15 protein-coding genes are annotated in these 12,988 nt (G+C 68.7%); 4 read left to right on the top strand and 11 right to left on the bottom strand.

Going from position 1 to position 12,988, the window contains the following annotated elements; all coding sequences use genetic code 11:
• Positions 1-91 precede the first annotated feature (91 nt).
• The 8 genes from DDF67_RS08075 to DDF67_RS08040 all read right to left on the bottom strand — a co-directional run bounded on the left by DDF67_RS08075 (position 92) and on the right by DDF67_RS08040 (position 7,717).
• Positions 92-2,065, bottom strand: a complete 1,974-nt coding sequence (locus tag DDF67_RS08075) for an alkaline phosphatase family protein (protein WP_199229183.1) — start codon at positions 2,063-2,065, stop codon at positions 92-94.
• 201 nt (positions 2,066-2,266) lie between these two features.
• On the bottom strand, positions 2,267-2,698 hold the full coding sequence (locus DDF67_RS08070; RefSeq protein ID WP_109100387.1) for an NUDIX hydrolase: 432 nt from the start codon (positions 2,696-2,698) through the stop codon (positions 2,267-2,269).
• Positions 2,695-3,756, bottom strand: coding sequence for a patatin-like phospholipase family protein (locus tag DDF67_RS08065; RefSeq protein ID WP_109100386.1), 1,062 nt, complete (start codon positions 3,754-3,756; stop codon positions 2,695-2,697). The genes DDF67_RS08070 and DDF67_RS08065 overlap by 4 nt, the downstream gene beginning before the upstream one ends.
• A 13-nt stretch (positions 3,757-3,769) precedes the next feature.
• Positions 3,770-4,567, bottom strand: coding sequence for a 3-hydroxybutyrate dehydrogenase (locus tag DDF67_RS08060; RefSeq protein ID WP_109100385.1), 798 nt, complete (start codon positions 4,565-4,567; stop codon positions 3,770-3,772).
• A gap of 104 nt (positions 4,568-4,671) precedes the next feature.
• On the bottom strand, positions 4,672-5,439 hold the full coding sequence (yaaA, locus tag DDF67_RS08055) for a peroxide stress protein YaaA (protein ID WP_109100384.1): 768 nt from the start codon (positions 5,437-5,439) through the stop codon (positions 4,672-4,674).
• A gap of 67 nt (positions 5,440-5,506) precedes the next feature.
• A complete protein-coding gene (gene map, locus DDF67_RS08050) occupies positions 5,507-6,253 on the bottom strand; it encodes a type I methionyl aminopeptidase (protein WP_109100383.1) in 747 nt (248 codons plus the stop codon).
• On the bottom strand, positions 6,250-6,474 hold the full coding sequence (locus tag DDF67_RS08045; RefSeq protein WP_109100382.1) for a ParD-like family protein: 225 nt from the start codon (positions 6,472-6,474) through the stop codon (positions 6,250-6,252). The genes map and DDF67_RS08045 overlap by 4 nt, the downstream gene beginning before the upstream one ends.
• 73 nt (positions 6,475-6,547) lie before the next feature.
• A complete protein-coding gene (locus DDF67_RS08040) occupies positions 6,548-7,717 on the bottom strand; it encodes a lipase family protein (protein WP_109100381.1) in 1,170 nt (389 codons plus the stop codon).
• 138 nt (positions 7,718-7,855) lie between these two features.
• On the opposite strand from DDF67_RS08040, the gene DDF67_RS08035 reads away from it, so the two are divergent.
• The gene (locus DDF67_RS08035; RefSeq protein WP_109100380.1) at positions 7,856-8,173 is read left to right on the top strand and encodes a hypothetical protein; all 318 of its coding nucleotides are present in this window, start codon (positions 7,856-7,858) and stop codon (positions 8,171-8,173) included.
• On the opposite strand, the gene DDF67_RS08030 is transcribed toward DDF67_RS08035, so the two are convergent.
• Positions 8,170-9,579 (bottom strand): FAD-binding oxidoreductase, encoded by a 1,410-nt coding sequence (locus tag DDF67_RS08030; RefSeq protein WP_109100379.1) that lies wholly within the window; start codon positions 9,577-9,579, stop codon positions 8,170-8,172. The two genes, DDF67_RS08035 and DDF67_RS08030, sit on opposite strands and share 4 nt — an antisense overlap.
• A 201-nt stretch (positions 9,580-9,780) precedes the next feature.
• Here DDF67_RS08030 and DDF67_RS08025 point away from each other — a divergent pair, with 201 nt between their 5' ends.
• Positions 9,781-10,005 (top strand): hypothetical protein, encoded by a 225-nt coding sequence (locus tag DDF67_RS08025; RefSeq protein ID WP_109100378.1) that lies wholly within the window; start codon positions 9,781-9,783, stop codon positions 10,003-10,005.
• Between the two features lies 1 nt (position 10,006).
• Positions 10,007-10,573, top strand: a complete 567-nt coding sequence (locus DDF67_RS08020) for a type II toxin-antitoxin system VapC family toxin (RefSeq protein WP_109100377.1) — start codon at positions 10,007-10,009, stop codon at positions 10,571-10,573.
• Here DDF67_RS08020 and DDF67_RS08015 read toward each other — a convergent pair.
• On the bottom strand, positions 10,570-11,418 hold the full coding sequence (locus DDF67_RS08015) for a prephenate dehydratase (protein ID WP_109100376.1): 849 nt from the start codon (positions 11,416-11,418) through the stop codon (positions 10,570-10,572). The genes DDF67_RS08020 and DDF67_RS08015 overlap by 4 nt on opposite strands.
• An 8-nt stretch (positions 11,419-11,426) precedes the next feature.
• Entirely contained in the window at positions 11,427-12,173 is a 747-nt protein-coding gene (locus DDF67_RS08010) for a 3-deoxy-manno-octulosonate cytidylyltransferase (protein ID WP_109100375.1), read from the bottom strand.
• Between the two features lie 169 nt (positions 12,174-12,342).
• Here DDF67_RS08010 and DDF67_RS08005 point away from each other — a divergent pair.
• Positions 12,343-12,988 (top strand): c-type cytochrome (locus DDF67_RS08005; protein ID WP_109100374.1); only part of this gene is annotated, 646 nt, incomplete at its 3' end.

Below are 12,988 nucleotides of genomic sequence, written 5' to 3'. Positions count from 1 at the left end.
GTCGAGGCTGACGGTCACGAGGAAAGCGTCTCATCGAAGCTTCGATGAGACAAGTCCATAAAATCCAAAGGCTTATTCTGGACTCTCGGGTCTAGAAAACGGCCGCGGGCTCCTCGGCGCGGCCCGGCTCCCCGCTCGAGCGGGCGGCGCGGACCGCCGCCAGCTTGGCGCGAACTTCATGAGCGTAGTCGGCCAGGTCGCCCCGGGTCCTGATGGCGGCGACCCGCGCCTTGACGGCCGCCGCCGCCGCCGCGTCGCCGCCGGACAGGTGGGTGTCGCGCTTGGCCAGCAGCAGCAGCAGGCCGATGGCGTTGCCCTGCTCGGGCAGGGGCTGGGCGGCGAGAACGGCCGGGTCCGGCCTGGCCGCCTCGAGATCGTCGTCGCCCGAGCCGGGCTTGGTCTGCGGGGCCAGCGGCGGCAGGGTCATGGGGCAGTCGGTGCGCAGCGTCCCGGTCAGCAGGCCGGTCAGGTCGGCGGCCTGGGCGTCGCGGTCGGTCATGGTCCCGGTACCGAACAGGGCGTTCAGCGTCGCCGACACCGAGGCATGGTCGTAGATCGTGGAATCGACCCCCGCCTGGATCTGGGGTGAGACGATCACCGCCGGTACGCGCACGCCATAGACGTCGAACAGGAAGCCGGCCTTGTTCTGGGAGGCGTCCTTGGGGCTGCCGTCGTTGGGCGGCGGCGCCTGGCCGGGGGAGACGCTGTCGTAGAAGCCGCCGTGCTCGTCATAGGTGATGATCAGCAGGCTGTTCTCCCACAGCGGCGAGCGGCGGATGGCCTCGTAGGTCGCCTTGATCAGGGCCTCGCCGCGGACCATGGAGTCCATCGGATGCTGCGAGGAGCCGCCCTCGTAGGTCCCCAAGACCGTGTCGCCGTAGTTGGGCTCGATGAAGGTGTAGGCGTAGGGGTAGGGACCCATGACGTCCCAGGCGAAATCCTTGAACGGCTGGCTGTCGTCCACGCCCTTGATCGCGGTGACCTGGGGCGTGGCGCCGACGTACGATCCGGATTCGTCCTGGTAGATGCGCCAGGTCAGCTGCTTGTGGTTCAGCTTGTCGTAGATCGAGGCCCCGCTGGGGTAGGTGAAGCCGCTGACGTATTCCCAGACGCCCATCGTCCAGCTTCCCGGCGAGTCGGCCCAGCCGCCCGACGAGGCGCCGTGCACGAAGAAGCGATTGGGCCAGGTGGGGCCGGGCAGCGACGAGAACCAGTGGTCGCAGATGGCGAAGTTGGTGGCCAGGGCGTTGATGATCGGCAACTGCGCGGGCGTGTCGAAACACATCATGACAGCACCGCGCTGCTTGGCCGACGGCTTCAGGAAAGGATTGTCCGCCGGCGCCTCGGTGGTGCTGTTGGCGTAGTCGTAGACGAAGCCGCTGTTGTCGATCGGCTGGTTATAGGCAGTCCAGGGCACGCGCCAGTTCGGCGGCGGCGGAACGCTCGAAGGCGGGCCGCACAGCTGCACCAGCACGTCGTAGAACTCGTGGCCGGGGTCGGTGGGCATAGCCCACGGCGCGGGCGAGCTGGGGTGATAGGTGACGCCGCCGAAGCTGTTGCTGTCGCTCGTGGTCGCCGCCTTGATGTTCGGAATGCCCGAGAAGGCGAAGATGTTGTCGAACGAATGGTTCTCCAGCATCAGCACGAAGACATTGTGGACGCCGCTTGCCGTGTTGGGAGCCACCCACCGCATGTTGGCCGTCGTTTGTTGGATCCCGCTCTTGGCCGGCATGGGGATGAGCAGGTTCGCAGCGTCGACGATGAAGGTGATCGACTGGCCATCGGCGTAGGACGTCAACTGTCCGGCGCTCCAGTTGTCGGTGCTCCCGCTCTGATAGACGCCCGCGCCGGCGCCGTTCAGGACCGTGAGCTTCACCGACCAGAGATCGGTCTCCCCGTCGCTGGGGTCGAACGCGACCTGCATGGGGGTGGGCGTCGACTGGTTGGCGCTGACATAGGTCCAGCTCTGGCTTTGCATCTTCTTGCCGCGGCGACGCCACAGCGTGATGTTGGCGACGCCGCTCCCGGCGTATTCGACATAGATGTCGGCGGTCTGGGTCGACATGCGCTGCGCCTCCCGTCGTCCGCCGGCCGCGGACGTGCGATGCCCGGCCGGCGTCGAGCGACGGCGCGCGAACGGCCGACGTCGAAAGCCGACGATCGAAGGAAACTCACTGGGTGATCGAGCCACGCCCCCGCGGCTCGCCTATCAATCTATGATCGCGCCCTAGATTGCGCAATCTTAAATTGTCTCTTGATGCGCCGCCTACCGCCGGAACAGGTCGTAGGTCTGGGCGATGACCTGGCGGGTCAGGTCCCATTCCACCGCCGCCATGGCCTCTTCGCGGGTGAAGAAGCGGGCGTCGGCGGCGTCGTCGCCGGCGTGGGGCTCGCCGCCGGTCCACTCGGCGGCGTAGTCGAACATCACGAAGTGGCGGGTGGTCTGCCCGGTCTCGCGCGAGGTGAAGACGCCGTCCACGACGTCGATCAGGCCCAGCAGGCGGGCCTCCACGCCCGTCTCCTCGCGCAGTTCGCGCAGCGCGGCCGCCTCTGCGGTCTCGCCGAACTCGATGCGCCCGCCCGGCAGGCTCCATTGGCCAAGGCGTGGCGGGGTGCCGCGCTTGATCAGCAGCACCTCATGCCCCCGCAGGCAGATGACGCCGGCGGTGGGAGAAGGGGTCGGAGCGGGGGTAATCATGCGAAACCAGACTTCAGATCTACCGTCGAGCGTTCGCCCACCTGGGACATGCACTCGCCGAGCCAGTCTTCCGCCGCCTTGCGCCCACGGGCCTTGAGGTCGGTCAGGAAGCTCCACTCGGTATTGAACTTGGACGCCAGCGACAGGTCGGCCAGCGGCCCGTCGGCCTTGATGGCGTGAACGAGCATGCGCCGATAGCGCCCCCGGGCATTGTCTTTCAAGAGGCCTTCGTCGAGCAGCTTCTGCACGAAGCCGATGGCGCGAAGCTCCGAGGACAACGCCGCGTTGAAGGTGATCTCGTTCAGGCGGTCCATGATCTCGCCCGGGGACTTGGGCGTCTCGTCGCGGACGAAGGGGTTGAGGCTGACCAGCAGGATGTCGTCCGGCGTCTGGTCATAGAACAGCGGCCACAGCGGCGGGTTCGCGAGAAAGCCGCCGTCCCAGTAGGGCTCGCCATCGATCTCGACCGCCTGGAACACCTGCGGCAGGCAGGCGCTGGCCATCACGTGGCGGGCGGTCAGCTCGGTCTCGCGAAACACCTTGGCCTTGCTGGTGCGCACCGCCGTCGCGGCGATGTAGAGCTTGACCGGCGAGCGCTCGCGCAGGGCGGCAAAGTCGATCGTCTCGTCGAGAATGTCGTGCAGCGGGTTCAGGTTGAACGGATTGAACTCGTAGGGGCTCAGCGACAGGGCCAGGGTCTCGGCCATCCGCCAGCCGGGGGTGTTCTTGATCCAGTCGGCCGCGCCCCCGAAGGCGCTCGTCCAGATGCTGGTGTCGCCGAAGACGTTGCGGCCGCCGTTGCGGTTGACCTGTTTCCAGAAGTCGTCGAGCGCGGCCCTGGCCCCGTCGCGGCCGCCGGCGATCAGGCCCGAGGTGAAGGCCACCGCGTTCATCGCCCCGGCCGAGGCGGCGGTGACAGCCTGGATCTCCAGGCCTTCCTCCTCCAGCAGGCGGTCGATGACGCCCCACTCGAAGGCGCCGTGCGCCCCGCCGCCCTGCAGCGCCAGGCTGATCGGGCGCGGCCCCTTGGGCTTCCTTTTCAGCGGCGCGATAGGCATCGAAGAACTCCGCCTACTGAGCCGTCCAGCCGCCGTCGATCGTGAAGGCCGCGCCGTTGGCCGAGGCCCCCAGGTCGCTGACCAGATAGAGCAGCTGGCCGGCCAGCTGCTCGACGGTGACGAACTGCTTGGTGGGCTGGGCGGCCAGGATCACGTCCTTCATCACCGCCTCCTCGCTGATGCCGCGGGCCTTGGCCTGGTCGGCGATCTGGGCCTCGACCAGCGGGGTCTTCACGAAGCCCGGGCAGATGGCGTTGCAGGTGACGCCCTGCTGAGCCACCTCGAGCGCGATGGTCTTGGTCAGGCCCAGGATGCCGTGCTTGGCCGCCACATAGGCCGACTTGTAAGGCGAGGCGATCAGCCCGTGGGCCGAGGCGATGTTGACGATCCGCCCGCGGCCCTGCTCCTTCATGATCGAGATCGCCGCCTTGGCGGCGTGGAACGCCGACGACAGGTTGATGGCGATGATCAGGTCCCACTTGTCGTCGGGAAACTCGTCGACCGGGGCCACGTGCTGGACGCCGGCGTTGTTCACGAGAATGTCCAGCTCACCGAACTCGGCCTTGGCCGCGCGCACCATGTCGGCGATCTCGACCGGCTTGGTCATGTCGGCGCCGTGGTACAGCACCTCGACGCCGTGCTTCTCGGCCATCTCGGCGCGGGTGCGCTCGATGGCGTTCATTTCGCCCAGGCCGTTGAGCACGATGTTGACGCCCTGGCCGGCGAGGGCGTCGGCGAGGGCGTGACCGATGCCGCTGGTCGAGCCCGTGACGATCGCGACCTGCCCCTGCAACCCGAAATCCACCGCCATGGCGCTCTCCTGCTGGCCTCGTGGGCCGCTGAAATTGTTGCAACGCAACATATAGCCCGCCGTTGCGAAAGAACGAGGGGCTATAAATTCATCGATAGATGAATTCAGGGCTGCGGGCGAGCGAAAACCCAGTCGGCGTCGGTGGAGAGGTCTGGGCGGAAGCGGTAGCCGTCGAGGTCGAAGGCCTTCAGGTCCTGGGCCTTCTCGACGCGACCCTCGATGGCGTAGCGCGCCATGCGGCCGCGGGCCTTCTTGGCGTAGAAGCCCAGCACTTTCAGGGCCCCGGCCTTCTCTTCCTTGAAGTGGCAGGTGACGACCGGCAGCTTCAGGGCCTTGGCGTCGACGGCGCCGAAATATTCCTGGCTGGCCAGGTTCACCAGGGTCGGGTCGGCGTGGTCGGCGGCCGCCTCGTTCAGCGTCTTGGCGATGGTCTCGCCCCAGAAGTCGTAGAGGTTGGCGCCGCGCTTGGTCTTCAGGCGCGTGCCCATCTCCAGGCGGTAGGGCTGCAGGGCGTCGAGCGGCCGCAGCACGCCGTAGAGGCCCGACAGGATCCGCAGGCTGCCTTGCGCCCATTCCAGGGCCGGGCGGTCCAGTTCGCGCGCGGCCAGGCCCGCATAGACGTCGCCGTTGAAGGCGATGACCGCCTGGAGCCCGTCTTCGACCTCGGGGTCGAAATGTTGGAACCGTTCGCGGTTCAGGTCGGCCAGCTTCTCGGAGATGTGCATCAGCCGGCGCAGATCGGCGGCCGTCAGCTTGCGGGTGACCTTGGCCAGTTCCGCGATCTGCGGCTTCAGGGCCGGGGTGGTCAGGGGCAGGACCTGATCCGGGGCGGTGAAGTCTAGCGACTTGGCGGGGGAGATGACCATCAGCATGGGGGTGCAGATAGAGGCTTTGGTCCCGCTTCGCCAGCGTCGGGGGCGCTTCTTCGGCCCGTAAGGGTCAAGCCAGCGTCAGCACCAGCGGGCCGTTCCGCGTCGCCACCAGGGTGTGCTCGTACTGAACCGTGGCCTCGCGTCCTGGCGGGCGCAGCGTCCAGCCGTCGTCCAGTTCCTCGACCCAGTCCGCGCCCAGCGACAGGAACGGTTCGATGGTGAAGACCAGGCCCTCGGTGATCACCCGCCGGTCGCGCGGCTCGCGCCAGGTGGGGATCTCCTTGGGCTCGTCGTGCAGCGAGCGGCCGACGCCGTGGCTGGCGAGGTTGCGCACCAGGCTGTAGCCGTTCTTGTCGGCGAAGGCCTCGATCTGGCGGCCGATCTCGTTCAGCCGGCCGCCGGGCCGCACCGCGCGGATGCCGGCCCACATCGCCCGGCGGCCGTCGCGGCACAGGCGCTCGACGCGCCTGGTCGTCGGCGGCACGGAGAAACTGGCTCCAGTGTCGCCGAAGAAGCCGTCCAGCTCGGCCGAGACGTCGATATTGATCAGGTCGCCGGCCTTGATCACCGTGTCGCCGGGAATGCCATGGGCGCAGTCGGGACCCACCGAGATGCAGGTCGCGCCGGGGAAGTCGTAGGTCAGCTCCGGCGCCGAGCGGGCGCCTTCGGCCTCCAGCAGGGAGCGGCCGAGGTCGTCCAGCTCGCGGGTGGTCATGCCCGGCTCCAGCGCAGCCCCCATGGCCGCCAGCGTGCGGGCCACCAGATTGCCGACGGCGCGCAGCTTCTCCAGCTGGTCCTCGTTGTCGATCGTCATGGGGCGCTGGTCGCCGCGACGGGGGCGAGGTCGGGGGCGTCGACGCCGGCCTCCTTCAGCTCGCGGGCCACCAGCTCCTGGAAGGTCAGGCCGGGGTTCAGCTCGCTGAGCATACCGATCCTGATCCAGAACGCCGCCTGGCCGTTGATCGACCGGTACGAGGCCTTGCTGGCCCGACGCAGCTGCTCGTGCAGCTCGTCCTCGATGTTGACGATGCCCATGGCCTCGCTCCGGCATATACGTTTCGTATATGTCTTATATGGTCGAGCGAGGGGGCGCCGCAAGGGCGTGGATTCAGCTCGCCTGGGCCGGCGCCGGGATCTGTGCGGGCGATTGCGCCTGGGCCGCCGCCGTCAGGCGCTTGGCGTGGGTCTGCACCTGGCGCAGCGTGGCGCGCGACATGGCCGCGGTGGTCTCGGTGAGCGCATCATCGACGCCGACATAGGTCGGGTAGGCCGCCAGGTGATTGGCGACGATCAGGCCGAAATAGCCCTGCAGGCTGTTGTAGTCGACGTCGGGCGGATCGGCGGCGAAGGTCTGGTGGGCGATCGGCTGGTAGGTGTTGAAGCCGATCAGGCCATGGGCCAGGCCGTCCAGCGAGGCCAGCAGGGCGTCCATGGCCAGCTTGAAGGCCAGGTCCCCGGTGTTGGTGAAGAAGCCGGTCAGCTTCACGTCGTTCCAGGCGGTGGGCACCACGTCGTGGACGTTCACCAGGTCGGTGTTGAACGGCACGGGGCCGGCGTTGGCCGAGCCGGGAGCCGGCGTCGGGAAGAAGTGCGTGTAGAGCGCCGCGAAATCGGGATTGCCCGGCGTCGGTCCGGCGCTGGGCAGGGTCAGCAGGGTGGTGTCGGCGAACGGGCCGCCGTTCTGGCTCACGGTCGCCATGGCCAGACTCGGCGACAGCGCCCCGCCCAGGCTGTGGCCGGTGAAGATCACCGTGCCGCCGGGATTGGCCTTGGTCCAGTCGCCGACGAAGGCCTGGATGCCGCCGGCCTTGGGATCCTTCATCGCCAGCAGGTCGGCGACGCCTGTCGCCGTGGCGTGCGAGATCTTCGGCGTCGCCGCGCCGTCGAAGCCGCCATTGCCGTAGGGCCAGTCGATCTGCCGGACGATCGAGAAGTCTTCCGCCAGCCAGTCATAGGCGTCGTCCTCGTTGGTGCCGGCCATGGCCACCACCAGGCAGGGCGCGCCGTTCACCGACGCCGAGGCCGCGTACAGCATGTTGTCGGCGTAGTAGAGCGCGGTCGGGTCGGCCCCCTCGTGGCTGGACGCGACCGGGCCCCAGGCGATCGACCAATCGGCGACACGGCCGGCGTTGTCGGCCGTGAAGGCCTGCACGGACTGGCGCACGTGGGCTTCCAGGTTGGCCAGGGTGTCGACCTTGTCCGAAGCGGCGTTCGACAGCCACGACAGGCAGAAGGCCTGCTGCTGGAGGGTCAGGCTGGTCGCGGGCGTCTGCGGCATGGTCGCCTCCGGCGGCTGGTCTCATGGGCGTTTCGCGGCGACCCTACCACGGCTTCAACTTCAAGATGTGACCGGCCGCACACCCGTCCGGCGCATGCGAGGCTTTGAGCTTGCGCGGGCGCCCGCTAGGAAGATCGCATGAACGAAACCCTCGCCCTCGTGGCCGCCCTGGCCTGGCCGCTGCCGATGATCGTGGCCCTGTATTTCGTGGCTCGCACCAGGACGCTGAAGCTGCGTGTCATCTGGGCGGTGCTGTGCTTCGTCGGCGTCGGCGTGCTGTGGATGCATACGGCGACCGGCAAGTGGGGCCTCGCGCCCTTCGCGGTCAACATCCTGGGCCCAGGCCAGCAGCCGGGCGTCCTGAAGTCGACCTTCCCGGCCGGCGCGGTGCTGTCGCTGATCGCCGTCTATTTCGCCCGCCGCAAGGCCAGGGCGGCGCAGGTCGACGTCGCCTAGAACAGGACCCGCGGGTTCATGATCCGCTGGGGATCCAGCGCGGCGCGGATGGCGCGCAGGGCGGCGACCTCTACGGGGTCCTTGTAGGCAAGGGCCTCGGCCGACTTCATCGCGCCCAGGCCATGCTCGGCGCTGATCGAGCCGTGGAAGCCCGCGGCGATGTCGTGGACGATGCGGGCGCCGGCTTCGCGGGCGGCGTCATGGGCGTCGTCGTCGCCGCCCTGGGGTTTCAGCACGTCGTAGTGGACGTTGCCGTCGCCCACGTGGCCGAAGGCGACGATGCGGGTTCCGGGGAAGGTCTTCTCGATCGCCGCGTCGGCCTGGTCGATGAAGTCGGGAATCTTGGAGACCGGTACGGAAACGTCGTGCTTCCACACCGCGCCTTCCGGCTTCTGGCCGGCCGAATGACCCTCGCGGATGTGCCAGAAGGCCTTCATCTGGGTCTGCGTCTGGGCCACCGCCGCATCGGCGATTAGGCCGCTTTCCAGGGCGCCGGCCAGCAGACGTTCCAGCGCCGCCTCGGCCGCGCCGGGTTCGCCGCTGGCGATCTCGATCAGCACGTACCAGGCATGTTCCGTGGGCAGAGGATCGCGCAGGCCCGGCACGTTCCTGACGGTCAGGGCGAAGCCCAGCCGGCCCATCAGCTCGAAGGCCTCGACCGCGCCGCCCGTCTCGTCCTTGGCCCGCGCCAGCAGCTGGATGGCGTCGGCGGGCGAGGCGAGGCCCACGATGGCCACGGCCCGCGAGGCCAGGGGCGCATGCAGCTTCAGCGCCGCGGCGGTGACGATGCCCAGCGTGCCCTCGGCGCCGATCAAGAGCTGCTTTAGGTCGTAGCCGGTGTTGTCCTTGCGCAGGCGCTTGAGCCCGTTCCAGATCTCGCCATTGGGCAGGACGGCCTCGATCCCCAGCACCTGCTCGCGCATCATGCCGTAGCGCAGCACGGCCGTGCCGCCGGCGTTGGTCGAGATCAGTCCGCCGACGGTGCAGGAGCCTTCCGAGGCCACGCCCACCGTAAACCGGCGGCCGACGGCGGCGGCCTGCTGGTGGGCTTCGAACAGGGTGACGCCGGCTTCCAGCACCATCACGTCGTCCAGGGCGTCGACGTCGCGCACGGCGCGCAGCTTCTCGGTCGACAGCAGGATCTCGCCCTGCGGGATCTGGCCGGCGACGAGGCCGGTATTGCCGCCCTGCGGGGTGATCGCCACCTCATCGGCGGCGCAGATTCCGACGACGGCCGCCACCTCGGCGGTGGTGCGCGGGATGACCAGCAGCGGCGTCTCGCCTTTCCAGCGCCCGCGCCACTCGACCAGCTTCGGCGCCAGCCGCTCGGGATCCTGGCTCCATCCTCCTTCGCCCAGCACGGACTTCAGGCGCGAGACGACATCGGCGGGAACGGGCTTGGTCATGATCGGCGAGGATAGGGCGGAACGGGGGAGGGGTGAAGGCGGCGCGGGCTTCAAGCGCCGTCAGATTTGATATATGTTAGACAAAATAGAAAATTGTTGAACGAGGCGACGGTGGCCAAGGGCGCGAGCGGAATGAGGGAAGCTGCCGGCGCCGCTCCGATCGCACCTCGCGCGCGGCCGGCGGCCAGAGTCGAGGCGGTGATGGCCAGCGCCGAAAGGTCCGGCTTGCTCGCCGACAAGGACGGCCGGATCGGGGGCCGTCTCAGCGCGGCCCTGATCGAGCAGGCCAAGGCCAATACCGGCATCGCCACCGATACCGAGCTGCTGGAGTTCGCCCTGGCCAGCCTGGCTCTGGAGGATCGCTTCGCCGAGGCTTTCGAAGCGGTTGGAGGCACGGTCGATCCAGACCTGAAGCTGGGCTTCTGAGGTGGCGAGCTTCGATTTCGACGCCGCCCGCCGCTGGACGCGCTTCGATCCTGGCCGCACCCTGGCGCGCCGTGACGACGCCGCGCTACCCTTCGCCGATGAGGGCGAGCTGGCGGGGGCGGCGCTGCTGCTCGACACCTGCGTCTACATCGACCGGATGCAGGGCCGCGCGCCCGGTGTTCTCAGCGGCTTGGTCGCGACCCGGCAGGTCAACCACTCCACCGTGGCCGTCCAGGAACTGATGCATGCGGTCGGCGTGCTGCGGCCCGACGATCCGCGCACCGCCGCCGCGATTGGGGCCATCGAGCGGCAGGTCAAGGCCATGCCCGACCATCGCCTGTTCGAGCCCGACGCCGAGGTGCTGAGCCGCGCCGCCCTGCTGGCCGGCATGCTGTGCCGTCTGCAAGGCTATCGCGACGACGCCCGCCTCAAGGCCTTGCAGGACAGCGTGCTGTTCCTGCAGGCGCTGAAGCTCGGCCTCACCGTCCTGACGGCCAACGTGCGGGAGTTCGATGTCCTGCTGCAGCTCGTCCCGACGGGACGGGTGCTGTTCTACCGAAAGGCCTAGCCCCGATCGCGGAACGGGTCGGCCGGATAGACGCCCAGGATCTCGAACTTCTCGGAGAAGAACTTCAGCTCGTCGAAGGCCAGGGCCAGGCTGCGGTCCTCTGGGCGGCCGTCGACCTCGGCGTAGAAGAAGGTCGCCGTGAAGGCGCCGTTCTCCATGTAGCTTTCCAGCTTGGTCATGTTGACGCCGTTGGTGGCGAAGCCGCCCAGCGCCTTATAGAGCGCGGCCGGCAGGTTGCGCACCCGGAAGACGAAGCTGGTCACGCAGCGGTGGGTGAACGACGGGGCCGGCGGGGCCGGGTCGGCGGTCATCACCAGGAAGCGGGTGGTGTTGTGGCGCTCGTCCTCGATGTCGCGCGCCAGGATGTCGAGATCATAGATCTCGGCGGCCAGGGCGGGGGCGACGGCGGCGCGGGCTGGGTCGGGCTTGGCGGCCAGGGCCTTGGCGGCGCCGGCGGTGTCGCCCGCGCCCTCGGTCGAGAGGCCCAGGCGCTTGAGGCTGTGCCGGCACTGGGACAGCGCGATCGGCATCGAGACGGCGGTCCTGACGCTGTCGAGCGTCACGCCCTTGTTGGCCATCAGCTGGAAACGGATCGGCTTGAAGCGCTCGCCGATGATCTTCAGGCCCGAGGCGGGCAGCAGGTGGTGGACGTCGGCGACGCGGCCGGCGATCGAGTTCTCGATCGGGATCATGCCCAACTGCGCAGCCCCGGTCTTGATGGCCTCGAACGCCTCCTCGAAGGTGGCGCAGGGCAGCACTTCGTAGTCGGGGAAGTAGGTGCGGCACGCCTCGTGGCTGTTGGCGCCGAGTTCGCCCTGGAAGGCGATGGTCTTGAGGGTGCTCATCTAGTTCTTCAGTTCTTTTCGGCGTGGTCGCGGGCGGCCTGCAGGTCGGACGGATTGTCGACGGAGATCGGGGCCTCGTCCGCCACCGCCGCGCGGATGGTCAGGCCCAGCTCCATGGCCCGCAGCTGCTCCAGCTTCTCGCGCTGTTCCAGCGGGGAGGGGGCGGCGGCGTTGAAGGCCTCCAGCGCGGCGCGGCGATAGCCGTAGATGCCGATGTGGCGCCATACCGGCGCATCGCCATAGAGGGTCGAGCGGGTGAAGTAGAGGGCGCGACCGCCCTGAGCGCTCCCCTGGCCGCCCGGATCCATGGCCAGCACGGCCTTGACCACGTCGGGATTGGAGCGGTCGGCGCTCGAGGCCTCCGGGGCCACGACGGTGGCGATGTCGGCGTCGGCGTGGTCGGCCAGCTGTCGGGCGCAGGCGGAAAGCACCGCCGGATCGACGAAGGGCATGTCGCCCTGCAGGTTGATGATCACGTCGTGAACGCCGGCGGGGTCCAGCACCGCCAGCGCCGCCAGTATGCGGTCCGAGCCCGAGGGCAGGGCCGGATCGGTGAGCACGGCGCGGCCGCCGGCGGCTTCCACCGCCGCGACGATCTCGGGATCGCCCGCCGCCACGGCCACGGGGCCGATGTTCGCCGCCTGCGCCTGGCGCAGCACGCGCACGATCATCGGCAGCCCGCCGATATCGGCCAGCGGCTTGTTGGGCAGGCGGGTGGCCGCCATGCGGGCGGGGATGAGGACGATCGGGTTCATGGTGTCACGTCTGGAAGGCGAAACGCGGTTCGCCCGGGTTGCGCACGGGGCGGTAGCGTGTCAGAGACCGGAGCGCAACACGCGCGTGGGGAGACCATGGGGGGACCCGCGCTCATAAATCGGCTCCGTCCACGCAAGACGGGTCTATAAAGAGGCTGACAAGGCTGAGATGAGCGACCTTACGTTCAACAAGATTTTCGGCGGCGTGCTTCTGACCGGTCTGGTCATCTTCGGTCTGCGCGAGGCCTCCGACATCGTCTTCAAGAAGCACGACGTCGAAAAGCCCGGCTACGCGATCGCCGTCGAGGAAGACACCGGCGGCGAGGGCGCCCCGGCCGCCGAGGTTCCGCCGGACTGGGGCTCGGTCCTGCTGCTTCCCGCCAACATCGAGGCCGGCAAGGCCGTCTCGGCCAAGTGCGCCTCGTGCCACACCTTCACCTCGGGTGGTCCGAACGGCACCGGTCCCAACCTCTTCGGCACCCTGGGCAAGAAGCCCGGCACGCACCCCGGCTTTGGCTATTCGGGCGCGATGACCGACTTCGGCGGCAAGAACCCGGTGTGGGACTACGACCACGTCGACCAGTTCCTGAAGGCGCCTGGCAAGTACATCTCGGGCACCAAGATGACCTTCGCGGGCCTGAAGAAGCAGGAAGACCGCATCGCGATCATCGCCTACCTGCACAGCCTGGGTTCGACCCTGCCGGTGCCGGCGCCCAAGCCCGCCGCCGCGGCCGCTCCGGCCGCCGATGCGGCTGCGGCTCCGGCCGCTGAAGGCGCCGCCGCTCCCGCCGCGGGCGCTCCGGCTTCCGCCGCGG

Origin of the sequence: Caulobacter endophyticus, from assembly GCF_003116815.1 — a bacterium.
Classification (GTDB): domain Bacteria; phylum Pseudomonadota; class Alphaproteobacteria; order Caulobacterales; family Caulobacteraceae; genus Caulobacter; species Caulobacter endophyticus.
The sequence above is the reverse complement of the archived record's forward strand: the minus strand, read 5'-3'. Positions and strand labels throughout refer to the sequence as shown.